The organism is Hungatella effluvii (genome assembly GCF_003201875.1).
GTDB classification, from domain to species: Bacteria; Bacillota; Clostridia; order Lachnospirales; family Lachnospiraceae; genus Hungatella; species Hungatella effluvii.
In genome coordinates, this window is sequence record NZ_QJKD01000024.1 from 12,504 (window position 1) to 36,999 (window position 24,496).

Sequence of the window (24,496 nt, forward strand, 5' to 3'; positions counted from 1 at the left end):
GAAAGTAATTGGATTCCGGGGGGCCAGGCATGAGGTGACCGGAGAAATTTTAAAGGCAAAGCCGAAAGGAGACGATTTATCATGAGTATCAGAGAAAAAAGAATATCTTTCAAAGAGCTTCTTGAGAAGGAAAAGGGGATTATTGCTCCCTGTGTGTTTGATTCCGCTTCTGCGCGAGTTGCGTATATGGCAGGTTTCAAAGCACTCTGTTTAAGCGGAGCAGAGCTTTCCATGGCTATGGATGGGCTTCCGGATCTTGGCATTCTCAGTCTGCCGGAACTGGAGTGGATCATCAGTCGTATTACGGAAAATTGCCCGCTGCCGATTATCGTGGATGCCGAAGACGGATTTGGCGGACCACAGAATGTATACCGTACGTGTAAGCGTCTGGCTGCCGCAGGTGCTGCGGCGATTCTGATGGAAGATGAATCGGAGCCGGGATTTGCAAAAGGGGTTGTGGAGAAAAATATTATTCCGAAAGAAGAGTACTGGGCAAAGGTACGGGCAGCGAAGGCCGCGCTGGAAGGCACCGAGTGTATTTTCATTGCACGTACCAATGTGCTGATTAACACAGAAGAAGGATTCCAGGATGCGATTGAGCGATGCAGAGGATCACTTGAAGCCGGCGCTGATATGCTGCTGGTCAACCAGCTGAAGACCGCGGAGCAGGCCGAGCGCTTCTCGAAGGAGTTTCCGGATGTGTGGAAGATGTTCCCGGATATCAACCAGTCGGTTAAACAGCCGACCATGGATGCAAAGGACCTGTATCCGTTGGGCTACAATATCGTAACCATGCATTTTCTGATGAAAGGAGCCATGGTGGGAATGCTGAATTATGCGCTTCGTGTGGCAGATGAGCAGAATAACATTTATCCGCGTGATGATATGCCATATAATATTTCCGGCCAGAGCGCGCAGCCGTTTTATCCGGTACAGGAGTGGCTGGACTTAGAGGCGGGCTTCTCGGGAATACATAATACGTTCTGGGGAGATAAGCTTGATTTAACAAAACGGTAAGAGAGAAAAAAGACGGTGCTGTCAGATCAACGACAGCACCGTCTTTTGTTAGATGGTTAATAAAAGTTTTCTTCTGGCTGAATTTCGCCGCTTTCCGGACATTCAAAGAGTCTGACATTATGACGGTCAAAGTAATCATGCCATTCATCGGAGACCACTTCATCGGTAAAGAGATTATCTATTTCATCAAAATCGCAGAAATGAGCGAAGGATACCTTTCCGAATTTGCTGTGATCGGCCAGGAGGCACCTCTGCTCCGCGCACTGTATAATGGTTTTTTTCATGTCTGCGACCCGTTCGTCGGAGACGCCCAGTCCTCTTGCCATGTCGAAGGATTTGCAGGAGAAAAATGCCCGGTCTACCTGAAACCGTCTCAGATACTCGGAAGCTGTCGGTCCCAGAAATGATTCTTCACTGATATCGTATCTGCCGCCCACACAGATCAGATGGATGGTACTGCTTTTGGAAAGACAGTTAATCACTGCGAGTGAGTTGGTCAGAACGGTAATATTCATGTTTGCCAGGCCTTCACACATGTGAAAGACCGTGTCGGAATTATCCAAAAAGATCGTATCACCTGATTTGATGAACCGGACGGCTCTTTTGGCTATACGGGTCTTCCCCTCTGAAAAGGTGCTGTCCAAAAGCTTCTTGGGCGGAAGGGCCGAAGTCCGTTTTTTCAGTGTGGCACCGCCGTAAACCTTGTTTAGAAAACCTTCATCTGCCAATGCATCAAAATCGCGGCGCGCTGTCTCTACACTGATTTGAAATTTTTCCATTACTTCAGCAATGGTAATGCTTTCTTTTTCTAATAATAACGCCCGAATCGCCTCACGGCGCTGAATTGATAACATTTTCATGAGAAGTCTCTCCGTTTCCATAATCATTTTCTTCCATTTTATCAGAAAATAGGAGTTTTAGCAAGGAAAAGGGGAAAAGTATGAAAATCCTTTCATAAAAATAAAAAATCAGGCAGTACTTTTTGTGATAATGACAATAATAATACTATATTGTGACTGTATCTAGAGGATAAATGATGAAAATATAGCGAAAAATAATTGACAAAGTTGTCATAATGCTGTATATCTGTATTAGGTAATAGTACCAGGATATCGGTGCTGTTTTTAAAATACACGTGTATAGAAGAAAGAGAGGAAAGGGACATGAAACGAGCAATAACAATTGCAGCAGTAGTTATGGCGGCTATTTCGATTGCCGCCTGCGGATCCGGAGGGAAAGAGAGCGCCAATGCTTCGGGCGGAGGCACCGGTGAGGTTACAAAGCTTACATACGCCTGTCCGGGCAAATCGGCGCGCTATAACTTTGTAAATGAAGAAGGTGAACTGGACGGCTATGAAATTGCAATCATGAAAGAAGTGGATCAGCGTCTTCCTGATGCAGTCATCGATCTGATTTATACTGGGGAGTTCTCCGCATTGTTTCCGGGCCTGGAATCTGGTCAGTATGACATCATAGGTGGTGGAATATCGTGGAAACAGGAACGCGCGGACAGCTATTTGTATTCCGAAGTTCCCTATTTTCACAGCCCCACAGTCCTGGGCGTGCGCCAGGAGGAAGACAATATAAAGACGATTGAAGACCTTGCCGGAAAAAATATTGCTCACATAGCGGGAACCGCGCAGGCCATGTGGCTGGAGGCTTACAATGAGGAGCATCCGGATCAGAAGATCAATATCGATTATGTGGACGCCAGCTCTATAGAAATCATGAACATGGTCGCAACCGGACGGTACGATGCGTGTATTCATGCGGCAGCAGATTTCGCAATAGCAAAGCAGGAACTTGGGGTTGATTTAAAGCTGCTGGATATTGAGAATGCGGATGAAATTCAGAAGCCGGACTCTTTTTATCTCTATGCAAAAGATAATACGGAACTTCAGAAGAAGATAGACGCAGTTTTGAAAGAGATTCGTGACGATGGTACGATGTCCCAGCTGTGTGAAAAATATTTTGGAATGGATCTGGTACCGGAACACTGATTGGAGAAAGCTGCGTATGAATAAAATATTTGATGTAAAAGCAATTTGGGAGTATCTGCCGAAAATCCTGGAAGGACTTCCTGTGACTCTGGGGCTGACGGTGGTGGCCATGGTCCTTGGCGTGGTCCTGGGGTTTGGCATGGCAATCGCGCGTATACGAAAGGTTCCCGTGCTGAGTCAGTTCTGCTCAGTATACCTCTCTTTTGTCCGGGGCGTACCGCTCATGGTTTTACTGTACCTGTCCTACTACGGAATCCCGATTCTGCTCCGGGCGGTCAACTTAGAGTACGGGACGGATATGAATGTGAATATGGTTCCGGCGTTTGCGTTTGCCCTGGTGGCGTTTGTGGTTCAGGAGACCGCGTATGAATCAGAAATTATCAGAGCCGCGCTTCTTTCCATCGACAGAAAGGAGATCGAGGCGGCTAAATCTCTTGGAATGACGACGCTTCAGACCATGGTCCGGGTGGAGATACCACAGGCGCTCGTTGTGGCAATTCCGACGTTTGGAAACCAGATTACGTCGCTGATCAAGGGGACATCTCTGGCATTTATGATAGCAGTTGTGGACATTATGGGAAAAGCTAAAATTATCGGAGGGCGGACTCTGCGTTACTTTGAAGCGTATATCTGTACCGCAATTATTTATTGGGTGTGCTGTATTATCATCGGGTTTGCATTTAAGTGGCTGGAAAAGAAAGTGAACTACAGGGAGAGAAAGGAAAAAAAGGATGATTGAGGTTAAAAACTGGAAGAAAAGTTTTGGCAGCAACCAGGTTATTAAAGGGGTTGATTACCGGGTGGAGACCGGTGACGTAGTTGCCATAATTGGAGCCAGCGGGTCCGGTAAATCTACCTTTCTGAGAACCCTGAATTTTCTGGAGAAGGCAGAGGAAGGCATTTTGACGCTGGATGATATAACACTTGATATGTCGGGCAAGATCAGTAAAAAGGATATTCTGAATGTCAGGAGAAACACAGCCATGGTATTCCAGGGATTCAATCTGTTCAGCCATCGCACTGCCCTGGAGAACGTGATGGAAGCACTGATTGTAGTGAAAAAGATGAATAAGGACGATGCGAAAAAGATCGCAAAGGAAGAGTTTGCCAGAGTCGGCCTGCAGGACCGCATGAATTACTATCCCCATCAGCTTTCCGGCGGTCAGCAGCAGAGAGTAGGCATTGCCCGCGCCCTGGCTTTAAATCCGAGGGTAATCCTGTTTGATGAACCGACTTCTGCTCTGGATCCGGAGATGGTAGGCGAGGTTCTGGACGTGATCCGTTCAATCTCACATCAGGGGACAACCTTGATTATCGTGACCCATGAGATGGCGTTTGCCAGAGATGTGGCGGACCGTGTAGTTTTCTTTTCCGATGGTGTTATTCTGGAAGAAGGGCCTGCGAAAGAATTCTTTGCCAATCCGAAGCATGACAGGACCAGACAGTTTATTCAGAGGATTAATAATCATTAAAGTAATAGATTTATGCAGTATATGAAGTAAGAGAGTCCGGCAGACCGGACTCCCTTTTAAGAAAGGCATGTTGGAAATTATTAGTAAACACCCTGTGTCATCATCGCATCCGCCACTTTTTCGAAGCCTGCAATATTGGCTCCGGCGACCAGGTTGTAACCCAGACCGTACCGTTTGGCAGCATCGACAGAATTGTTATAGATATCCTTCATGGCTGTCTTTAAACGGGTATCAACCTCTTCGGCCGTCCAGGACAGCCTCTGGCTGTTTTGACTCATCTCAAGACCGGAAACACAGACGCCGCCCGCATTTACTGCCTTCGATGGCGCTACAATTATGTTTTCCCGGGCACTTAAGTATTCCAGCGCGGAAGAGGTGGAAGGCATATTTGCGACTTCGATATAGTATCTGGTACCGTTCGCGGCAATTTTCTTTGCATCTTCCAGATCAACCTCGTTCTGGGTTGCGCATGGCATGGCAACGTCTGCCTTTACTTCCCATGGACGTTTGCCTGGATAAAACGGGACTCCGAATTTATCCGCATAGTCCTGAACCCGGTCACGGCGGGAGGCGCGCATCTCAAGAAGGTAATCGATTTTTTCTTTTGTGACAATTCCGTCTTTGTCATATATGTATCCGTCAGGGCCGGAGATCGTAAGCGGAATACCGCCCAGTTCCACGATTTTGCTGATAGCTCCCCATGCTACGTTGCCAAAACCGGAGATTGCGAAGGTTTTTCCCTGGATCGATTCGTTCTCGTGATTCAGCACTTCATTCGTATAGTAAACAGCGCCGTAACCGGTAGCTTCCGGACGGATCAAAGAGCCGCCGTAGGCACGCGGTTTTCCAGTGATTACACCGTTTTCAAACGCGATACGGATACGCTTATACTGACCGAACAGATAACCGATTTCTCTGGCACCAACTCCAATATCACCGGCCGGGACGTCCGTATCCGGCCCGATATAATGATAAAGGCCTGTCATAAAGGACTGGCAGAATCTCATGACTTCCCCGTCGCTCTTTCCGGCGGGGTTAAAATCAGAACCGCCCTTAGCTCCCCCCATGGGAAGCCCGGTCAGCGAATTTTTGAAAGTCTGTTCAAATCCCAGGAAAAACATGACACTGGGGGTTACTGTGGGATGGAAACGGAGGCCGCCTTTGTAGGGACCGATGGCAGAGTTAAACTGTACACGGTATCCGCGGTTGATCTGGGTGAATCCGTTGTCATCCACCCAGGCAACACGGAATGAGATAAATCTGTCCGGCTCGATCATGCGGGTCAGGATATCGGCTTTTACATATTCCGGATGTGCATCGATTACCTTTTCCAGTGAATAGTAAACCTCTTTCACACACTGTAAAAATTCCTGCTTGTTCCCGTCTCTGCGCCTGGCCGTTTCAATAACGGCATCAATGTACTCTTTTGCACTTGTGTAGGTTCGCATTTTCTTTCTTCTCCCTCATATTGAAATAAATATGCCTTTCTTATGCCTTTATTATAGCAAAGGGAATAGAGATGTCAATCACTTTTTACCAAAATATATTCAAAATATAGTAATAATATGGTTAATAAACTATCAAAAAGAAGGAAAGCAAAAAGACACCATGAGGGTGTCTTTTCGATGTGGATTACTTCCAGTCTTTCGTATAATCGTGAAGAACTTCCGCACCGTTGAAGGTGTAGCCATTGCGGAACCAGTAGGCGCCGATAATTTCTCCTTTGGGTGCCAGAGGCAGATGCTCCTCGAGATCGGAGGGGAGAAATTCCAGATCGCCGCTGCCCGCCCATGCAACCGGATCAGTCTGTTTATTCACAGCGCCCAGCTTAACAAGTTCACATACAGAGGGCTTGTGGCCGGGAACCAGGCTGGGAAAATGACGCAGATGGATGAGCGGGAGACCAAGCGGTTTCGGAAGCTCGTCGGGTGAAATACGGCGGTCTATGGTGAGTGTTCCTTTGATCAGCCGTTCTCCGTGAGAGGCGACGGTTCCGGTCAGCTTTGCACCGGGCCCCATCTCCGGCATGCCGGGATTATAAGGATTATAGTCGGTAATGCTTATCTGCCCCATTTTTTTAGGAAATCCCATGGTCCAGCCTCTGGCCATGGAAAAATCATTGTCCACCCAGATGGGAAGACAGATCTGGGCTTCTTCTCCCTGATAGTTACAGCCTGTCCAGATCGCGGCTTCTTTGTACTGCGTCCGCTCCGGATTCGTGTAGGCCAGTTCCCTGCCGTCATCCCATACGGACCACCATTTACTGAAGGCCACGTAGGCGATATCGGGATGCTCTTTGCTCAGCGTCAGTGGCTCCGGTATCCATTTAGCCAGGGCATCGGGAGCGGCGCGGTATACAATATTAAGGTACTCAGTGCCGTAGTGCCAGGGATAGCTGCCTAATAAGGAACACTTTCCCTCGGGAGACAGCGGGTAACAAAAACCTTTTAAGTCTGTGATTTTAGCCATCGAAAATCCTCTCCTTATCTATATTATGACGATATTATAGCAATGTTATGACTCTAAGTCAACGAAAAACGGGAATATAAATCGAATGAAATCATAAAAATACCATTCAAAAAGAAAAGAAACAGAAAGAAAAAAGAAAAGTTGTCAACAAGGTGAGAAAAAGAAAAGGGAGATAAGATCATAATATGACAATGTTTTTAAGATATTATGTGAAATTTTAGTAAGATACTATTGACGAACCGTTTGTTTTTTATTATACTTAGACGCAAAAGGGGTGTTTTTTCACAATCAGTTATCATTTAATCAAAATAAAATAAAAATACTGCACAAATGCTAAGGTTATGGAGGGGAAATGGTATGGAATTTGATATAACAAAGCCACATTGCTATTACTTTAATGAGATCTGCAAAATTCCTCACGGTTCTGAAAACGAGAAACAGCTGAGTGACTGGATTGTTCAGTTTGCAGTAAAGCATAAGCTTTCATTTGTTCAGGACGAGATGGGAAACGTCGTTGTCTATAAGGCTGCGACGGCCGGATATGAAGACCACCCCGGCGTTATCATCCAGGCCCATATCGATATGGTATGTGAAAAAATACCGGAATCCTCTCATAATTTTTTAACAGACCCGCTTCAGCTTTATACGGAAGGGACTCATTTGAGGGCAAAGGGTACGACGCTCGGTGCGGATGACGGTATGGGGGCTGCGTATATGCTGGATATTTTATCTGATGAGGAGCTGGAGCACCCATACCTGGAATGCTGCTTTACCGTTCAGGAAGAGATCGGGCTGTATGGAGCAATGGCGCTTAAGCCAGAATATTTTAAGGCGAGAAGACTCATCAATCTGGATGGGGCAGGAGAATACAGAACTTACACGACGCTGGCGGGTTCCAGAAACATGACGATCGAAAAGAAGCTTCCCATGACTCCGGTGTACGATCCGGGATACTGTCTGAGCATCAGCGGTCTTCTGGGAGGGCGCAGCGGTGATGATATCGGGAAAGAGCGGGCCAATGCGGGAAAGCTGGCGGGACGCATGCTGTTTCATTTTCTGCATGAAGGGATATCCTTCAGACTTGCTGATATGAAGGCAGGAGCAAAGAAATCAGGAATTGCATCGGAGGCCGTCGTACTTTTTACATCAAAGTCTCCGCGAAAAGATCTGGATAGAGTATTAAACGATGTGAAAAAGGCGATTAGCGAGGAATACGAGTTCAGCGATTCGGGTATCCAGATTACACTGTCGGAGAGAGAGGTCGTCATGGCGGCTCCGGAGGCGGAGAGCAGGGAGCTTGCCTTGCTTCTATATCTGCTTCCATACGGAGTATTTGCCAGATTTCTTCCACTGGATGGACTTCCTTCCTGGTCTGCCAATATAGGATCGGTGTCGGTAGAGGCTGAGAAAGCGGTAATTTTGTATGCGTCACGCAGCCCGTTTGAGAGCTGTATGGATGAGGCGGAACATGCAGCGGCTCTTCTCTGCGAAAAAACGAACGCTGAGATGACCAGGAAGAATGACTATTACGGTTACCGGTACCTAAAAGATTCTCCTTTACGGGACATCATGGACCGTGTTTTTTTCGAGGAATATGGAATTCCGCTGAATCATGTGGCTGCACACGGAGGGAATGAATGCGGGGCGTTTAAGCATATGTTTCCGGATATGGATATCGTGACCAGCGGAGCTATTTATGCAGGGCACCATACACCGGACGAGTATCTGGATCTGGGTTCATTTGACCGTTCTATCCATTTTTTGAAGGCATTGATCCGGCAGCTGTAAAGGAGAAGGTATAGATGGAATTTGATCTGACAAAACCCTATTGTTACTATTTTAATGAAATTTGTAAAATACCTCACGGTTCCAGACAGGAAAAGCAGCTCAGTGACTGGCTTGTTGCATTTGCCAGGGCGCATGCGCTTACGGTTATCCAGGATGAGTTGTGGAATGTGATTATTTATAAGCCGGCCAGCCCGGGGTATGAGACACATCCGGGAGTGATCATTCAGGCACACATGGATATGGTCTGTGAAAAGACAGAAGGATGCTCTCACGATTTTCTGAAAGATCCGCTGGAGTTGTATGTGGAAGATGATTTACTGCGGGCTAAGGGAACAACCCTGGGGGCGGATGACGGTATGGGATGCGCCTATATGCTTGCAGTTCTTGCAGATTCTTCTCTCTCCCATCCTTATCTGGAATGCTGTTTTACGACACAGGAAGAAGTCGGGCTGGTGGGAGCGCAGGCTCTGAAACCAGAGTATTTTAATGCGAGAAGGATGATTAATCTGGATGGCGCGGGAGAGTATAAGACGTATATGAGCATGGGCGGAGGCGAGCAGATTATGCTTAAACGTCCCATTAATTGGGAAGTGAACCGGATGCCGGCCTACGGTCTGGAGATCAGCGGCCTCCTGGGAGGCCATTCCGGAGGGATGATAGACAGGGAACGGGCCAATGCAGGGAAGCTGGCAGCCAGAATCCTATCCTGTTTCCTGCAAAACGGAATGAAGCTGAGGCTGGTGAAGGTGCAGGGGGGAACGAAGCATAATGTGATTATGAACCGCGCCCAGGCAGTTTTCACCACAGATGCGGATGAAGAGAGACTGAAGGAGCTGGTCGCTGCGTGCGAAAAGATGCTTCGGGAAGAATATGAGCTGAGTGATCCGGAGCTTGCTGTGAGCGTTGCAGGTCAGGAGGCGGAAGCGTACGCGCTTTTGGAAGAAGACAGCCGGGATTTGATCGAACTGATTGAACTCCTTCCCTTCGGTCTCCTGGCGAGAAATACGGCTCTTTCCGACAATCCCCCGGTTACCTCTGTGAATATCGGGATTCTGGATATCGGAGAGAAGGAAGCAGTGATCGGAGTCTCTGCCAGAAGCGCACTGGAATGTGCGGTGGAAGAAGTGAAAAACAGGGTGATGCTGTTGGGAGAACTGTTTGGAGCCAGCGCAGAGTATTCCGGATACTATCCCGGGTGGAAGTATGAAGCTAAATCAGAATTACGGGAGATCATGAAGACGGTGTTTTACGATATTTACCGGAAACCTTTAAATTGTCTGACCGGCCATGGTGGAAATGAATGCGGCGTATTTAAAAAGATGCATCCCGATATGGACATTGTGACCAGCGGCGCAATCTATGGAAAGATACACAGTCCGGAGGAATTCCTGGATCTGGCTTCTTTTGACCGATCCTGGATCCTTCTTACAAACTTGCTAAAAGCTCTTTAAAACATGATAGTTTCAGGGCGCCATGCCCTGTGAGAAAGGAAGATAGAAAGAAATGAGAGATGCAAGAGTAGATAAGATGGCACACAATATTGTGAACTATTCCTGTAATGTGCAGCCGGGGGAAATGGTATTGATTGAGTCCTTCGGGAATCATAACTACGATCTGGTGAAGGCGCTGATGCGCGAAGTGTATTTGGCGGGAGGGAGTCCGTTTCTATGGCTTAAAACCATGGAACTGCAGCGGGAACTCCTGATGCAGTGCAGCCGGGAACAGCTGAAGGTGATGGAGGAAGTGGACAGTCTCATGATGAGTCATATGGATGTCTATATCAGGGTGCGCGGCGAGGAGAATACCTCACAGATGAGCGATGTTCCGGCAGAGAATATGGCTGACTACGCAGCCATTTACCAGAGACCGGTCCATTCGAGACGAAGCACGGATTCGAAGTGGTGCGTCATGCATTACCCTACCGACGGAATGGCGCAGGCGGAGTGTATGAGTATGGAAGCGCTGGAAGACTATTTCTTTGAAGTGTGCACCATGGATTATTCCAGGATGGAAAAGGCGTTTGAGCCGTTAAGGGAACTGATGGAAAAGACGGACCGGGTGCGTCTCGTCGGGAAAGGAACCGATATTACTTTTTCTATCAAGGGCATGCCGGCCATTCCCTGTGCGGGAAAGCAGAATATTCCGGATGGAGAGATATTTACTGCACCGGTGAAGGACTCCATCAATGGCGTGATTACATATAATACAACTGGATTTTTCGACGGATTTGCATTTGAACAGATCTGTTTTCATTTTGAAAACGGCCGGATCACGGAGGCTGCATCCAATGATACAAAACGTCTCAATAAGATTCTTGACCGGGATGAGGGATGCCGTGGAATCGGGGAGTTTGCCATTGGTGTGAATCCTTATGTGACCAGGCCGATGAAGGATTCCATGTTTAATGAAAAGATGTCGGGAAGCATCCATTTTACTCCGGGTAATGCGTATAAAAACTGTGACAACGGAAATCATTCCTCCATTCACTGGGATCTGGTTTATGCGCAGACGCCTGAGTATGGCGGGGGAGAGATGTACTTTGACGATGTTCTTGTCAGGAAAGACGGAAGATTTATTCTTCCGGAGCTTTTAGGCTTAAATCCTGAGAACTTAAAATAAAACAGAGGTCCCATAATCTTAAACGGGAAAACCGTTTAAAAATAAAAAAGGAGGAACTTAAATGAAAAAAGTTGTTTCATTATTACTTGCGGGAGTCATGGTACTTTCACTTGCCGCATGCGGGGGGAAGAAAGAGACTACCGCAGTCACTACAGCACCAGCCGAATCAAAAACGGAAACAGAAGCAGAGCCGCAGAGTGAGTCTTCGGGGGGAGAAAACACCGGCGCCAGCCAGATTGTCTATGGTGTTACCAGCACGATTGCGGGAGATATGGGGCTGAACCAGTGGTCCAGCGTTGGCGGTGACAAGCCGATTCTGTTCCTGATCAATGCCTATTCGCCTACCTGCTATGATCAGGACGCATTGTGGCTGTGGGATGAGACGGTTGTGGAATCCCACGATGCCAGGACGAATGATGACGGAACACTGACCTACACCATTCAGCTAAAGGATGATTTGTACTTCAGCGACGGATCTAAGATCACGGCTAAGAATTACGTAGCGTATCCGCTGCTGTTCTCTTCACCGGCAGCCGTAGCCGTCAGCGCATATGGTACCGCGGGTAAGGAGTATGTAGGACATCAGGAGTATAAAAATGGTGAGAATTCTGTATTTGAGGGGCTCCATCTGATTGATGACAGGACCTTCAGCATTACCGTTGCAAAGGATTATAATCCTTATTATTATGGCCTGGCGCTGCTTAATATTTTCCCGATGGCGTATGAGCAGTGGCTGCCTGATGGGAACTGGGACATCGCAGATGACGGCGATGGCTGTTACTTTAAGGGGGGTGTGGAGTTTGACGGAGCGAACTGCGGAGAAGCGATCACAGCAGGCCGTTATCTCTACGAAGGCCGTATCTGTTCCGGACCATACTATCTGGAAAGCCTGGATACAGGAGCCGGTGAAGCGACTCTCAAGGTAAATGAGCACTATAACGGGAATTTTGAGGGACAGAAGGCGGACATTGAGACCATCATCGTTAAAGCGGTCAACTCTGCAACCATGCTGGATGCGTTGAAGACCGGCAGTGTTGACTTAATCGACGGAATCGGTGAAGGCGACATCATCAATGCCTGTCTCGATCTCGCAGATACCGGAGAATACGGGGCCGACTGTTATAAATACAGCGGATATATGAAGCTGTTCTACCAGTGTGACTGGGGTCCGACCCAGTATGAACCGGTGCGCAAAGCCGTTGCATATTTAACGAACCGGGAAGAAATGTGTCAGGAAGCGACTCTGGGGTACGGCAATGTGACGAACGGGCAGTACAGCTTTGCCCAGTGGATGGCACAGGATATGGAAGAAGAACTGAGCACCGAACTGGAAGCCTATGCCTACAACCCGGAAAAAGCAGTTGAGATTCTGAAGGAAGACGGCTGGATCTACAATGCCGACGGAAGCGATTATACGGATGGGAGCGGAGAGCTGCGCTATAAAAAGGTCAGCAAAGAAGAGACCGCATATATGAATGGCTGTGCGGAAGTAAACGGAGAATGGTATATGCCTCTGGTACTGGAATACTTAGGCCATGCAGAGGGCGATGGTATCGAGACCGTTCTGGATGAGCTGCTGACAATCTATTTATGTGAAAATGAGAATACGTCGAAAGCCGGTATGAAGTTCAATCGTACGGTAATGGCCGACTCTGAGCTGCTCAGCTATTTAAACCGCCGCGGGGCAAACGGCGAGGAGAAATATACGCAGCCAAGCTATAACGTGATCTCCCTTGCATCTGGTCTTGGAGCAGCCAAATTTGACAAGACCTACAGCTGGACTTTTGATGAGAACCTGCTTGCAAATAACAAGAACCGGTATTTCAACCATACGCTTGATGACTTATCTATGGATATGATTTACGGTGTTGAGGCCGGTGATGATGATACGTTCAAGGACATCTGGTTCCGTTACCAGAAGGAGTTTAACAATACTCTGCCGGAGGTACCGCTGTTTAACTGGACTTACTGTGCGGTATACAATGGTAAACTGAACGGTTTTCAGGAAACAAATATCTGGAGTTTCCAGTATGCGATTCTGTATGCTTCGGTGAAATAAGCCGGAAGTAAAAGAGGGATACGACCCGAAATGCGGGGCGGGATTACGCCTGCCCCGCGTTTTTTAAACTTTTATTGAGAAAGGAGGATATCGTATGGCTAAATATGTAGGAAAACGACTGGTGTATATGGTCGTTGTATTCTTTGTTATTTCATTTATTATGTACATGCTGTACAACTTGATTCCCGGGGACCCGGCAGCCATCGAACTCCAGACAATTCGTGATGAAATCAGCGCGGATGATTACGAGGAAATGTATCAGCAGGTCAGAGACCGCCTGGGACTGGATGATCCCATCGTAATCCGTTATTTCCGGTGGCTTGGTTTATATCCTTCCGTGGAAGGAAAAATGGATGGCGTATTCCAGGGGAATCTGGGGTATTCGACCATGTATAAGGATGATGTGGTAAATATCATCGCGGCACCGCTGCAGAATACCCTGTTTTTGAATATTTTTGCCACAATCCTTGCACTGGCCATAACGATTCCCCTGGGAATTTTCTGCGCAGTGAAGAAAAACAGCCGTTTTGATCAGGCGGTTCAGGTCTTTACCATTGTCGGTTACAGCATTCCGATTTATATCATCGGTCTGGTCTTTATCTTTTTTCTGGCTGTCAAATTCCATGTTTTCCCGGTTGGCGGTGTGAAGAGCTCCGGCGCGGAATATACCGGATTTGCGGCAGTTAAGGATCGTCTTTACTACATGGCACTTCCCTTAATTGTTACAACCTTTGCCAACTTAGGCAGCATGACGCGTTACGTCAGAGCGGCTATGATCGACGCCTTAAGCATGGATTACATACGAACCGCACGGGCCAAGGGCCTGAAGGAAAAAGTAGTCATCTACTCTCATGCCTGGAGGAATGCGCTGCTTCCCGTGGTGACGGTTATCATCGGCTGGTTCCTGCGCATTTTCAGCGGTTCCGTGGTAGTGGAAAACACGTTTTCCTTCCTTGGGATGGGGGCCCTCAATGTAACCGGTTTGAAGCAGAGTGATTATGAACTGGTTCTGGCTATTCAGCTGTTCTATACGATTATCAGCCTTGTAGGCATCCTGATCACCGATATCAGCTATGGTCTGATTGATCCTCGCGTTCGCGTAGACAAATAAGGAGGAAACGCAATGGAAAAGAAAAAGAAAACACACAGCCGCATTTCCACCTGGTTTCGCCGTATGTTCTTTGGCCCTGGCCGGGAACTGAGCTTTCTGGAGGAGGAGCAGGTGCAGAGCCCTCTCCGTTCCATGGCAAAACGATTTTTTACCAACAAAATTGCCATGACGGGACTGATCGTATTTCTGTCCTGCCTTCTGCTTGTTATAATCGGTCCGATCTTTTTGCCGCTGGATCTCTCTTATTCCGACGCGACCCAGCAGAATGTTCCGCCGACGAGAAAACTGGCAGCCGTACCGGAAGCTTTAAAGAGTGATTTGAAGAAGCTTTCCGTCGGCACCACTTACGGTATCGGCTGTGACAATGCAGGGCAGGTATATACCTGGGGATATACGAAAATTACGGATAAGATTGATCTGGCGGAAATTCCGGATGAGGTTAGAGAAGCCAAGATTGTGGACGTGGCTGCCGGTTATGACCATGTATTGGCGCTGTCGGATAAAGGACGGCTGTACGTATGGGGAAATACCAGACTGTCCCAGGCTGATATTCCGCAGAAGGCGCAGAAAAAGGACATCATTTTAATTGGCGCCAGCACACAGTATTCCGCGGCTTTGACAAAGGAAGGCTATCTGTACCTGTGGGGAAACGGAAATACCGCAGATATCAAGGTGAAAAAAGATTACCAGAATCACATAGCCAAGTTTGCACTGTCTGACTACGCCTATGTCTGTCTGATGGATGACGGAAGTATCCAGTATACCGGTTATAATGCCACAACATCCTATGCGCAGATACCGGAAGGGTTAGAAAGCGGCGTGATCGATATCGCGGCATCCTCCACGACCTTTGCGGCGGTTACGGATGACGGCGAGGTGGCCGTCTGGGGAAATGTGACGAATGGAGAGAACGAGGTTCCGGAATTTGACGGTGAGATCAGGGAAATTTATGGGGGGCGATACCATTATACGGCGCTTCTGGATACCGGAAAAATTATTTCCTGGGGAGACAACCATTTCGGACAGGCAAAGGTTCCAGATCATCTCGCTGAAGGAAAAGAACAGATAAAGGATATATACACCGGTTACTATCAGAATTATGCGGTGAATGAAGACGGGAAGATATTTACCTGGGGGCTGAAGGGGTATCTGATGGGAACCGACAATCTGGGGCGCGATGTTCTGACAAGGCTGGTAAACGGAGGAAGAGTCACTATGACGGTCGGTGCCGTCTCTGTTATTATCATGCTGTTGATCGGCATTACCATCGGCGGACTGTCCGGATATTTTGGAGGCCGCCTCGACGTAGTGCTGATGCGTATCGCGGAGGTAATCAGCGGAATTCCATTTCTGCCGTTCGCACTGATTCTTTCATCAGTGGTCAGTTCCAGCGTTTCACTGACGCAGAGAATGTATCTGATTATGGTAGTTTTGGGTATCTTAAGCTGGCCGCCTCTGGCCCGGCTGGTGCGGGCTCAGATCCTGGCCGTGAGAGAGCAGGAGTATGTCATGGCGGCAAAGGCAATGGGGGTGAAGGAGCTTACCATTGTATTTAAGCATATTCTGCCCAACATCCTTTCCGTTGTTTTAGTGAACATAACGCTGGACTTTGCAACCTGTATGCTGACAGAATCCTCCCTGTCCTATCTGGGCTTTGGAATTATTCCGCCTACCCCTACGTGGGGAAATATGCTTACCGGAGCGAACAACTCCGTGGTGATTCAGCAGTACTGGTGGAGATGGGTGTTCCCGGCACTGATTTTTGGTATCTGTACCATTGCCATAAATCTGATGGGAGACGGTCTCAGAGATGCAGTGGACCCGAAATCAGAGGAGAGATAAGGAGGTAGAATGATGCCATTACTTGAAATGAAAGATCTTCATACCTTTTTTCATACAAAGCGTGGAATTGTGAAGGCGGTAAACGGGGTATCGTACTCCGTGGATGCGGGAAAGACTCTTGGTGTCGTAGGGGAGTCCGGGTCTGGAAAAAGTGTGTCGGCTATGAGCATGCTGCAGTTGATTGACGGAAATGGTTATATTGACAGCGGTGAGATTATTTTTAACGGCAGAGATTTAACGAAGCTTAGCCGTCAGGAAATGTATAAAATACGGGGAAATGATATCTCTGTTATTTTTCAGGAACCGATGACCAGCTTAAACCCTGTATTTACGATTGAGAGACAGATCAGTGAACCGTTCATGAATCATCAGGGAATGAAGAAGGAGCAGGCGGCCCGGGAAGTGGTGAAAATGCTGGCGGATGTGAAAATTCCGAATCCGGAGGTGGTGGCGAAGCAGTATCCGCATCAGCTTTCGGGAGGAATGCGGCAGCGTGTGATGATTGCCATGGCGCTGGCCTGTAAGCCAAAGCTTTTGATAGCGGATGAGCCGACGACCGCCCTGGATGTCACCATTCAGGCCCAGATCTTAAATCTGATGAACGAGTTGAAAAGAGAGCATGGGACATCGATCCTGTTCGTTACCCATGATCTGGGCGTAATCAATCAGATGGCGGATGATGTGGCTGTCATGTACTGCGGGCAGGTGGTGGAGCTGGCCCCTGCGACGGTACTGTTTGCCCCGGACTGTGCGTATTCGCACCCGTATACGGAAGGGCTGATGTTTTCGGTTCCCAGACTGGATACCCCTGCGAATAAGCGGCTGGAGGCGATTCCGGGCGCCGTACCCCATCCCCTGGATCTGCCGAAGGGATGCAAATTTGCGCCCCGCTGCAAGTACGCGACAGAGCGGTGTCAGACAGAGGAACCGGAGCTGCTTACGATGTCTGAAAGGCAGCAGGTCCGCTGTTTCTATCCGCTGAAGGAGGAAAGACATGGAAAAAAGAGATAAGGTGCTGATCCGTATCAGTAATTTAAAACAGTACTTTCCTTTGAAGAAGAAAGGGCAGTATGTGAAGGCGAATGACGGAATCTCTCTGGATATTTATGAGGGAGAAACGTTCGGACTTGTGGGAGAGTCCGGCTGCGGAAAGTCCACGCTGGGGCGGACTCTGCTTCAGTTTTATAAGCAGACGGATGGGCGTACCATCTATTACGGCCACAACGCGGAAGAATTTGCCCCCGCCTATGTAAAGCATACAATTCAGAATCTGGAGAAACGCAGAAAGGAATACGGAGAGCTGGAGACGGAGAAGAAGCGTATTCAAGCCGCCTATGAGAAGCTTTTAGAGAAACAGCGCTATGCGGAGAAGGAGAAGCTGGACAGGGCGGTAAAGGCGGCGAATGACGCGTTTCTCGATCTGGCTGGCGTTGTGGGCGGGCTGATGGAGGCGGAGAACTTAAAGCCTGTGCAGGATATCTTTCTGCAAAAATATGAGATCTCTTTAAGAGCGAAAAAGGCAGGGGAGCGTCTGCGCAGGGCAAAGGTGAACCTGGCTGATTCCGAGTACCGGGTAAAGAGCAGAAAAGAGAGCGGCAAAAACAGCGAATCCGCGCAGAAGAGGGTGAAGAGGGCCGTTGAAAAGCTTAAGAAAACAGAGGCGGAGATTACAGCCATCGAAAAGGAGCTGGAGGCGGTAAAAAGCAGAATCGATGAGATGCGAAAGCCCTATGCCGGTAAGGCGGAATTTGAGCGCATTGAGAAGTACAGGGATAACGGTATCGATTTAGCGAGGCTCACCTATAATGAGATGCGCCTCCTGCGAAGAGATCTGCAGCTGATCTTCCAGGATCCGTATTCTTCCTTAAATCCCAGAATGACGGTAGGTCAGATCATCGGAGAGGGGATGCTGGCGCACGGGATGTTTCACAAAAATGACGGACGGATGCAGGAGGAGGTGCTGCGTGTCATGGAAGAATGCGGGCTGGCTCCCTATTTCCTGCACCGGTTCCCGCATCAGTTTTCAGGAGGACAGAGACAGAGAATTGGTATTGCCAGAAGCCTGGCTGTAAGACCGAAATTTGTAGTCTGTGACGAGGCGGTTTCTGCACTTGACGTCTCGATCCAGTCCCAGGTAATTAACCTGCTTCAGGATCTAAAGGAGAAGGAGAACCTGACATATCTGTTTATTACCCATGATCTGTCTGTGGTAAAGTATATCAGCGACAGAATTGGCGTCATGTATCTGGGTGCCATGGTGGAGCTGGCAGATGCTCAGGAAATTTTTGAGCACCCGGGTCATCCGTATACAGAGGCGTTGATGGCGGCAATTCCGACGACCGATATCGGGGATAATAAGAAGGAACTAAAGATTTTGGAGGGGGATATTCCAAGTCCGGTAAATCCGCCCAGGGGCTGTAAATTCCACACCAGATGCAAATACTGTACGGAAATCTGCGGACAGGCAGTGCCGGAGTGGGAGGAAGTCAGTCCGAATCACTTCGTGGCCTGTCACCATAAGATAAAGCTCCGGGAACAGGAATAATACCAGGGGGGAAAGGCTGAGAGGAGACTGGGATATGGTCGTTCAGGATAAGATGGATCAGGCGCTGGAACTGTACCATGAAAGACAGAAAATTAAGACGGAGGAGTACCGGAGAAGATACGGTGAAGCTCCGCCGGAGGTGGAGAAGGGAGATGTACCGGCTATGATATTAGCGGCGTTTCTGATGATTCTTCCGGCGGTTCTTCTGCTTCTGATTCTAATGGTGGGAGCAGGATATTTTTTCCTGCTTCATTAATAAGGTAAGTATTATACAAAAGGGGACGCTGTAATCTCAGAGGATTGGGAATCTGAGATCACACGGCGCCCTTTTCCTGTACCAATTGTGTCTGTGTCTCTCTTCGGCAGAATTTACGTCTCCTCCCGCAGAACCACCCGCGAAGCGCAGCTTCCGCCCCGGTGAATGCGGTTGTGGGCGGTCTTTATGGCCACGCTGTTGAAGCCATCCCGGGTGTTGCGGTTTGGAAAGATGAAATTCTCCGCACTGGAGGTGATGGTAACTCTCAGGCGGTGACCTTTTAAGAAGGTATGAGATACTTTTGTGGTTCTGATCTTGACCGGATAAACCGTGCCCGGCTCCATGAAATCGGGATGATCGAACTGATTCCGGTAGCGGACGCATAAGACTCCGTCGGCCAGCTTCATGGAGCGGCCGGATTCGTCTACATCTGTGATGCGCACGACGAGATCGGTATCCTCACAGTCAGAGGAAAGAAAAATCTCAGCGGTGGCGTCTCCGGTAATCGTTAAGTCTTCGGTCAGGCATTCGGTGGTATAGCACAGGACATCAGACCGTTTCTCTTCTTCCGCGTAATCGGCAGGGACCTCCAGTTCATTTTCCGACATGTCAATAAGATGGATCGCCGGATCTTCCGGATTATACAGATAAGAATCGGAAGATTCATGCACCGGAGAGTCTGTAGTCAGAAGACCGCCGTTTGATGCGGCCGCGTCCTCGCAGCTTCCATCCAGATAGAGCACCAGTTCTTTTGTCTCTGGTACAGGCCAGTTATCTGCCGTCTTCCACTGGTTGGACCCACAGGTATAATACTCTGCCTTCGGTGTCCGGTCGATTCCATTATCTACACCTTTTAAATAGTGCTCCAGCCATGCGAGGCAGATGAAATCCATGTCGTAACGGAGGGCGTTGCTGCCAAGCGCAAGGCCGCCCGGATCGTAGGACGCATTGCCGCTGTGCAGCCAGGGACCCAGAATGACTTTCTTTTCCGGATAGTCCCGATATAATTCCAGGGCTTCCGTGGTGCCCATGCCGTTATCGTCAAACCAGCCGGACATGATCAGAGCGGGGACCCGGCTCGCTTCAGTCCGTTCCTTCCAGTTACCGCGCTGCCACAATTCGTCATAGTCCATATGGCTGAGCCATTTCTTCAGAAATGGGATGTCGTAGCCGAGGGCTTTTGGCGCCAGTTCCTCCAGAGGGCGAATATTCAGAACATCATCCCAGTCGTCTCTCGCCATGAGCTCCGGGTTGGCATGCTGTCCGGAGACGAGGAAGGCCCAGGCGAGCATACCGGAATTAAAGCAGCCGCCTCTTCGCGGAACATCCACGAAGGGACTGCCGGCACAGACATTGCTGAGCATGGCTTTCAGATGCGGATTGCCGCTGGCCGCTGCTGCCCACTGGACATAGCCCAGGTAGGAACCTCCGGTCATGCTGACGCCGCCGTCGCTCCAGGGCTGGCCGGCAATCCAGTTCAGCGTGTCGTCACCGTCCTCGACTTCATAGTACATGGGAAGCCATTCGCCTTCGCTGTCTTCCCGGCCGCGGACATCCTGGATCACCACGGCGTAGCCGCGCTGTACAAAACGATAGTACGCGGCTGTGCCAATGGTTTTTCCATAAGGGGTACGAACTAATACGGTGGGGACTCTTCCCGCGCCCTCCGGCAGATAAATATCCGTTGCCAGACGTATGTTGTCACGCATCGCCACCATCTCTGTGACCGGGGGCTTCACCGTGAAAAGAGGGGTCCCGCCCATTGTCTTCCAATCGTTCAGGATCGTTCTGTCTTCAAACCCTTCTTTTACCAGAACCGCGCACTGGTCGCGAAACGGAGTGACGAAAGCAACGACGGTTCCCTCTTCTGTGATCAGATCGACTGGAAATTTAATGTTCCGCTGTACAAAGGAGTCTTCGCTTTTCCTCTCATATATCTCTCCGGAGGGAGTGGTGAAGCACGCTGCCTTTTCCTTTGTGATCTCGCTTATTCCCGCCTCGTAGTCAGGCAGCTTAAGAAGGATATGGCGGACATCCATTTTCCCAAGCTCGAGGTACCAGGTTTCGTCCTCTGTAAGCTCTTCCCATTCTTTAAGAAGACCGGTATGTACATCCAGCGGCCGATGGCAGACGCGGTCTTTCGTCCGTTCACAGATACCATATAAAATGCCGGACAGATAAAAGTTCCATTGTTCCATAGTTTCCTCCTTGTTTACGCACCAATGAAAAATTTGATCAGATAAGCAACCATAATGCCCACATAGTTTCCGCAGACGCCGCCGATTACACCCATGATCAGCCCGACGCTGACAAGCCGGTTCCATTTGGCGCTGGAGGCGACTAAAGATGCAGTGGTACCGTCGGCAATTGCACCGGTGATTCCCAGAATTACGTATTCGTAAGGAACCTTAAACAGTCTGGAAAGGAATAAGTGAAGCGCGATGCTTCCGACGATAACACAGAAGCAGAAGAGCGTGATCGTCATGGTGGAGCCGAAGAAGGAGACAAGATCTACGCTGAAGCCGATGATGGATAAGTACATTAACCCAAAAAACAGCCCCAGATTCAAATTCCCTCTCAGTCTTCCTACGGCCGGAATCTGGGCGGCCGCTATGGAAATCGTGGAGATCAGCAGGATTCTGCCTGCACTTGCGATGGAGGAGGGCAGAAGTGCCGACAATTTGGTGGCAATGGTAACTATGGTAACCGCGATAGCCAGGAGCCATGCGATATCCTGGATACTCCATTTCTGTTCAGCCATCAGCACAGGCTCGTCACCGTCGCCGATGCGGTCCTCATCCGAGAGATGGTAGGGCCAGATTTTCTTTAAATATTTCACATTCTGGAACAGGGCCGGGGCGGCAAACATCAAAAACAGGGTCGGCATACCGATCACATAATCCGCCGCATTAGCGGCAGCGATGGTCTCATTGGCCGCATCAAGTCCGACTGCGATCGCTGTTAAGTTGGAACTTCCGCCGGTGTAGGTGCCTACGAACATTCCGGCAATCTTCCAGCCTTCAAACATCCGGTTTCCAAATATGACACCGAACACCGTGGCCATAAGGCAGACACTGAATACGGCGCAGACCAGAGCCACCAGCGCCTTTCCGGAAAGCTTGGCCAGTTCCTTTAAATTGATATTCAGCAGATAGATCGAGATGGACATCGGGACGCAGTATGTAATGATGACACCGTATACATCCTGATATCCCGGAACAATGTGCAGGTTTACAAGCGCAAGTCCGATAACGATAACTGTAAGCGCCGGGCCCACGTATTTAAATGCCTTAAAGCGCTGTACCCACAGGGAAAATGCCACCATTACCAGTATAACTGTCAATAATTCGTCGGTTGTTTGAAAAATCGGGAACTGCATACTCATACCTCTTTCGTTAGAATTTGGTAATGATTCAGCCGCACGGCTGAATCATTACATAATTTGTATTATCTCGGTTTACATGTTAAAGGTTATGCCAAATCCCGGCTCATCCAACAGTGTGAATGTATCCTTATCCTGGATAAACCCGCCCTCGACCGGATTCTCTTTATAGTACAGGAAGCTGTCACAGTCGGCTTCAGTCACATTTTTCTTAGCAGCGACCAGACTCAGACCGGCGGTGATGGCCAGCTTGGTTTCCAGCATACAGCCTACCATGCAGGTGACTCCGTTGGCTTCGGCGATAGCATTGATCTTGGCAGCAGGATACAGGCCGCCGCATTTCATCAGCTTGATGTTGAGAATATCGGCTGCCTCCAGTCGGCAGGCTCTGGCTGCATCCACCGGTCCATGGATGGATTCGTCCAGCATGATCTGGATTCCGCCTGTTTTTTGGCGGATATAGGCGGAACCTTCCATATCCCAGTGCGGCAGACACTGTTCGACAGCTTCGATTCCATACTCCTTAAAACCTTCCAGTGCGCAGACGGCGCTTGATACGCTGTATCCCTGGTTCGCATCAACACGGAGGCGGACTGCAGGGCCGACGGCTTCGCGGATAAGCTTCATTGCACGGATATCTTCTTTATAGTCGATTCCTGCCTTGATTTTCAGAATGCGGTATCCTTCCGTAGAGACAAGCCTCTTCGCTTCGGCTGCCATGGCTTCCGGGCTGGTGATGCCGATGGTGATATCATTCTGCACTACGTTACTGTAGCCGCCAAGCAGCTTGTAAACAGGCTGTCCCATGGATTTCCCCATCAGATCGTACATTGCTAAGTCCACGGCACATTTTGCTGCTCCGTTTCCCACGATCACGTTGTCCATCATGGCATGTATGGCTTCGATATCCATGGGGTTCATACCCATCAGTCCCTGCTTAAAGATTTCCAGAACAGCAATGACGCCATCGATGGTCTCGCCGGTGACAGGAGCAAAGGGCGCTGCTTCCCCGTAGCCTGTGAGTCCGTCCTCTGTAGTTACTCCGATCAGTACACTATCCAGGCTGCTGACGGTAGCAAAGGCCACCTTGAACGGTTCCTTCAGCGGAATCTGTACTTTTTCAATTTTCATACCAGTAATCTTCATGATTATCCTCCTTGTATTATGGTTATATCATAATTTTCGCGTTATAATATGAAATAATTTTACTATAGCTTAAAATAACGGTCAACCATTTCTGGACATTTCCTCGTAAAAAACAGGAAATAATCAGTAAAAATCTTGCGAAAGTATCTGAGACACGCTATGATAGAAGAATCAGAAAAAAGGAGCTTTGCATGTTAGGTACAAATATCAGAGAATATAGAAAAAAACAGAAGCTTACCATGAAGGAGCTGGCGGAGCGGACAGGTCTCTCCATCGGATATATTTCCCAGGTGGAACGGGGGGAGACAGAACCGTCGCTGTCATCTCTGAGGAAAATCGCAGGCGAATTTGATGTTCCCGTGTATGTGCTGCTGGACGATCATAAGAATGATTCCAGCCTTACCATACGCAGGGAAGAACGCATGACAGCCCATGTCAGGAAAAACAGTGTGGAATACGAGTTTCTGACGCCATTTTCCTCACAGAATTTTTCACCCAAAGCGCTGATGATAAAAGCCACACTCGAACCACATTCCAGAGATTCGGAAATACCCATCGTCCACCATTCCGAGGAGACGCTTCTGGTTGTCAAAGGAACACTTAAGGTGGTGGTCGGTGAGGAGACAATCGTGCTGCGGGAGGGAGATACTACGATTATCAAAGAAGATTTTCCCCACACCTGCATCAATGATGATGATGACTACACAGAGGTGATCTCCGTCATCACACCGCCGATCTGGGGGACGCTGCATTTTCCAGGATAAAAAGATGGAAGGACCGTGATCAGGGC

The 24,496-nt window shown here is 48.8% G+C and carries 20 protein-coding genes; 14 read left to right on the forward strand and 6 right to left on the reverse strand.

What is annotated here, in order from left to right:
- Nucleotides 1-81 precede the first annotated feature (81 nt).
- Complete coding sequence (locus DFR60_RS27420; protein WP_110326146.1) at nt 82-1,017, forward strand: isocitrate lyase/PEP mutase family protein; 936 nt, start codon at nt 82-84, stop codon at nt 1,015-1,017.
- 56 nt (nt 1,018-1,073) lie between these two features.
- Here the strand turns inward: DFR60_RS27420 and DFR60_RS27425 are convergent, their stop codons facing one another.
- Nucleotides 1,074-1,877: a DeoR/GlpR family DNA-binding transcription regulator gene (locus tag DFR60_RS27425; RefSeq protein WP_167437747.1), complete on the reverse strand. Its 804-nt coding sequence runs from the start codon at nt 1,875-1,877 to the stop codon at nt 1,074-1,076.
- A 303-nt stretch (nt 1,878-2,180) separates the two neighbouring features.
- Here DFR60_RS27425 and DFR60_RS27430 point away from each other — a divergent pair, with 303 nt between their 5' ends.
- The 3 genes from DFR60_RS27430 to DFR60_RS27440 are packed head-to-tail and all read left to right on the forward strand — an operon-like array spanning nt 2,181 to nt 4,489.
- Entirely contained in the window at nt 2,181-3,017 is an 837-nt protein-coding gene (locus DFR60_RS27430; RefSeq protein WP_110326148.1) for a transporter substrate-binding domain-containing protein, read from the forward strand.
- 16 nt (nt 3,018-3,033) lie between these two features.
- On the forward strand, nt 3,034-3,756 hold the full coding sequence (locus tag DFR60_RS27435) for an amino acid ABC transporter permease (RefSeq protein ID WP_110326149.1): 723 nt from the start codon (nt 3,034-3,036) through the stop codon (nt 3,754-3,756).
- Nucleotides 3,749-4,489, forward strand: coding sequence for an amino acid ABC transporter ATP-binding protein (locus DFR60_RS27440; protein ID WP_110326150.1), 741 nt, complete (start codon nt 3,749-3,751; stop codon nt 4,487-4,489). Before DFR60_RS27435 ends, DFR60_RS27440 begins: the two co-directional genes overlap by 8 nt.
- An 80-nt stretch (nt 4,490-4,569) precedes the next feature.
- Here DFR60_RS27440 and gdhA read toward each other — a convergent pair whose 3' ends face one another.
- Nucleotides 4,570-5,937, reverse strand: coding sequence for an NADP-specific glutamate dehydrogenase (gene gdhA / locus DFR60_RS27445; protein WP_110326151.1), 1,368 nt, complete (start codon nt 5,935-5,937; stop codon nt 4,570-4,572).
- Nucleotides 5,938-6,121: 184 nt separating this feature from the next.
- On the reverse strand, nt 6,122-6,958 hold the full coding sequence (locus DFR60_RS27450) for an acetoacetate decarboxylase family protein (protein WP_110326152.1): 837 nt from the start codon (nt 6,956-6,958) through the stop codon (nt 6,122-6,124).
- A gap of 357 nt (nt 6,959-7,315) precedes the next feature.
- Between DFR60_RS27450 and pepD (DFR60_RS27455) the strand changes: the two genes are divergently transcribed.
- The 9 genes from pepD (DFR60_RS27455) (at nt 7,316) to DFR60_RS27495 (ending at nt 19,178) form a co-directional block, all read left to right on the forward strand.
- Nucleotides 7,316-8,746: a beta-Ala-His dipeptidase gene (pepD, locus tag DFR60_RS27455; RefSeq protein ID WP_167437748.1), complete on the forward strand. Its 1,431-nt coding sequence runs from the start codon at nt 7,316-7,318 to the stop codon at nt 8,744-8,746.
- Between the two features lie 14 nt (nt 8,747-8,760).
- Entirely contained in the window at nt 8,761-10,197 is a 1,437-nt protein-coding gene (gene pepD / locus DFR60_RS27460; protein ID WP_110326154.1) for a beta-Ala-His dipeptidase, read from the forward strand.
- A 52-nt stretch (nt 10,198-10,249) separates the two neighbouring features.
- Nucleotides 10,250-11,365 (forward strand): aminopeptidase, encoded by a 1,116-nt coding sequence (locus DFR60_RS27465; RefSeq protein WP_110326155.1) that lies wholly within the window; start codon nt 10,250-10,252, stop codon nt 11,363-11,365.
- A 61-nt stretch (nt 11,366-11,426) separates the two neighbouring features.
- On the forward strand, nt 11,427-13,424 hold the full coding sequence (locus DFR60_RS27470) for an ABC transporter substrate-binding protein (protein ID WP_110326156.1): 1,998 nt from the start codon (nt 11,427-11,429) through the stop codon (nt 13,422-13,424).
- Nucleotides 13,425-13,518: 94 nt separating this feature from the next.
- On the forward strand, nt 13,519-14,535 hold the full coding sequence (locus DFR60_RS27475) for an ABC transporter permease (protein WP_110326157.1): 1,017 nt from the start codon (nt 13,519-13,521) through the stop codon (nt 14,533-14,535).
- Between the two features lie 12 nt (nt 14,536-14,547).
- Nucleotides 14,548-16,377, forward strand: a complete 1,830-nt coding sequence (locus tag DFR60_RS27480) for an ABC transporter permease subunit (protein ID WP_243005200.1) — start codon at nt 14,548-14,550, stop codon at nt 16,375-16,377.
- A gap of 12 nt (nt 16,378-16,389) precedes the next feature.
- On the forward strand, nt 16,390-17,388 hold the full coding sequence (locus DFR60_RS27485; RefSeq protein WP_110326158.1) for an ABC transporter ATP-binding protein: 999 nt from the start codon (nt 16,390-16,392) through the stop codon (nt 17,386-17,388).
- The gene (locus DFR60_RS31350; protein WP_110326159.1) at nt 17,372-18,922 is read left to right on the forward strand and encodes an oligopeptide/dipeptide ABC transporter ATP-binding protein; all 1,551 of its coding nucleotides are present in this window, start codon (nt 17,372-17,374) and stop codon (nt 18,920-18,922) included. Before DFR60_RS27485 ends, DFR60_RS31350 begins: the two co-directional genes overlap by 17 nt.
- Before the next feature lie 34 nt (nt 18,923-18,956).
- Entirely contained in the window at nt 18,957-19,178 is a 222-nt protein-coding gene (locus tag DFR60_RS27495; RefSeq protein WP_110326160.1) for a hypothetical protein, read from the forward strand.
- 113 nt (nt 19,179-19,291) lie between these two features.
- On the opposite strand, the gene DFR60_RS27500 is transcribed toward DFR60_RS27495, so the two are convergent.
- The 3 genes from DFR60_RS27500 to DFR60_RS27510 form a co-directional block, all read right to left on the reverse strand.
- Complete coding sequence (locus tag DFR60_RS27500; protein ID WP_110326161.1) at nt 19,292-21,376, reverse strand: CocE/NonD family hydrolase; 2,085 nt, start codon at nt 21,374-21,376, stop codon at nt 19,292-19,294.
- 14 nt (nt 21,377-21,390) lie between these two features.
- Nucleotides 21,391-22,557, reverse strand: coding sequence for a DUF819 family protein (locus DFR60_RS27505; RefSeq protein WP_110326162.1), 1,167 nt, complete (start codon nt 22,555-22,557; stop codon nt 21,391-21,393).
- A gap of 78 nt (nt 22,558-22,635) precedes the next feature.
- The gene (locus DFR60_RS27510) at nt 22,636-23,706 is read right to left on the reverse strand and encodes a mandelate racemase/muconate lactonizing enzyme family protein (RefSeq protein ID WP_110326163.1); all 1,071 of its coding nucleotides are present in this window, start codon (nt 23,704-23,706) and stop codon (nt 22,636-22,638) included.
- Nucleotides 23,707-23,897: 191 nt separating this feature from the next.
- On the opposite strand from DFR60_RS27510, the gene DFR60_RS27515 reads away from it, so the two are divergent.
- Nucleotides 23,898-24,470: a helix-turn-helix domain-containing protein gene (locus tag DFR60_RS27515; RefSeq protein WP_002602227.1), complete on the forward strand. Its 573-nt coding sequence runs from the start codon at nt 23,898-23,900 to the stop codon at nt 24,468-24,470.
- The last annotated feature ends 26 nt before the right edge of the window (nt 24,471-24,496 follow it).

Excerpts from the sequence above, each read along its gene's own strand:
- DFR60_RS27420 (WP_110326146.1), top strand. The coding sequence starts at position 82 with ATGAGTATCAGAGAAAAAAGAATATCTTTCAAAGAGCTTCTTGAGAAG.
- DFR60_RS27465 (WP_110326155.1), top strand. The coding sequence starts at position 10,250 with ATGAGAGATGCAAGAGTAGATAAGATGGCACACAATATTGTGAACTAT.
- DFR60_RS27515 (WP_002602227.1), top strand. The coding sequence starts at position 23,898 with ATGTTAGGTACAAATATCAGAGAATATAGAAAAAAACAGAAGCTTACC.
- DFR60_RS27510 (WP_110326163.1), bottom strand. The coding sequence starts at position 23,706 with ATGAAGATTACTGGTATGAAAATTGAAAAAGTACAGATTCCGCTGAAG.
- pepD (WP_167437748.1), top strand. The coding sequence starts at position 7,316 with ATGGAATTTGATATAACAAAGCCACATTGCTATTACTTTAATGAGATC.
- DFR60_RS27450 (WP_110326152.1), bottom strand. The coding sequence starts at position 6,958 with ATGGCTAAAATCACAGACTTAAAAGGTTTTTGTTACCCGCTGTCTCCC.
- DFR60_RS27485 (WP_110326158.1), top strand. The coding sequence starts at position 16,390 with ATGCCATTACTTGAAATGAAAGATCTTCATACCTTTTTTCATACAAAG.
- DFR60_RS31350 (WP_110326159.1), top strand. The coding sequence starts at position 17,372 with ATGGAAAAAAGAGATAAGGTGCTGATCCGTATCAGTAATTTAAAACAG.
- DFR60_RS27425 (WP_167437747.1), bottom strand. The coding sequence starts at position 1,877 with ATGAAAATGTTATCAATTCAGCGCCGTGAGGCGATTCGGGCGTTATTA.
- DFR60_RS27500 (WP_110326161.1), bottom strand. The coding sequence starts at position 21,376 with ATGGAACAATGGAACTTTTATCTGTCCGGCATTTTATATGGTATCTGT.
- pepD (WP_110326154.1), top strand. The coding sequence starts at position 8,761 with ATGGAATTTGATCTGACAAAACCCTATTGTTACTATTTTAATGAAATT.
- DFR60_RS27440 (WP_110326150.1), top strand. The coding sequence starts at position 3,749 with ATGATTGAGGTTAAAAACTGGAAGAAAAGTTTTGGCAGCAACCAGGTT.
- DFR60_RS27435 (WP_110326149.1), top strand. The coding sequence starts at position 3,034 with ATGAATAAAATATTTGATGTAAAAGCAATTTGGGAGTATCTGCCGAAA.
- gdhA (WP_110326151.1), bottom strand. The coding sequence starts at position 5,937 with ATGCGAACCTACACAAGTGCAAAAGAGTACATTGATGCCGTTATTGAA.
- DFR60_RS27505 (WP_110326162.1), bottom strand. The coding sequence starts at position 22,557 with ATGCAGTTCCCGATTTTTCAAACAACCGACGAATTATTGACAGTTATA.
- DFR60_RS27430 (WP_110326148.1), top strand. The coding sequence starts at position 2,181 with ATGAAACGAGCAATAACAATTGCAGCAGTAGTTATGGCGGCTATTTCG.
- DFR60_RS27470 (WP_110326156.1), top strand. The coding sequence starts at position 11,427 with ATGAAAAAAGTTGTTTCATTATTACTTGCGGGAGTCATGGTACTTTCA.
- DFR60_RS27495 (WP_110326160.1), top strand. The coding sequence starts at position 18,957 with ATGGTCGTTCAGGATAAGATGGATCAGGCGCTGGAACTGTACCATGAA.
- DFR60_RS27475 (WP_110326157.1), top strand. The coding sequence starts at position 13,519 with ATGGCTAAATATGTAGGAAAACGACTGGTGTATATGGTCGTTGTATTC.
- DFR60_RS27480 (WP_243005200.1), top strand. The coding sequence starts at position 14,548 with ATGGAAAAGAAAAAGAAAACACACAGCCGCATTTCCACCTGGTTTCGC.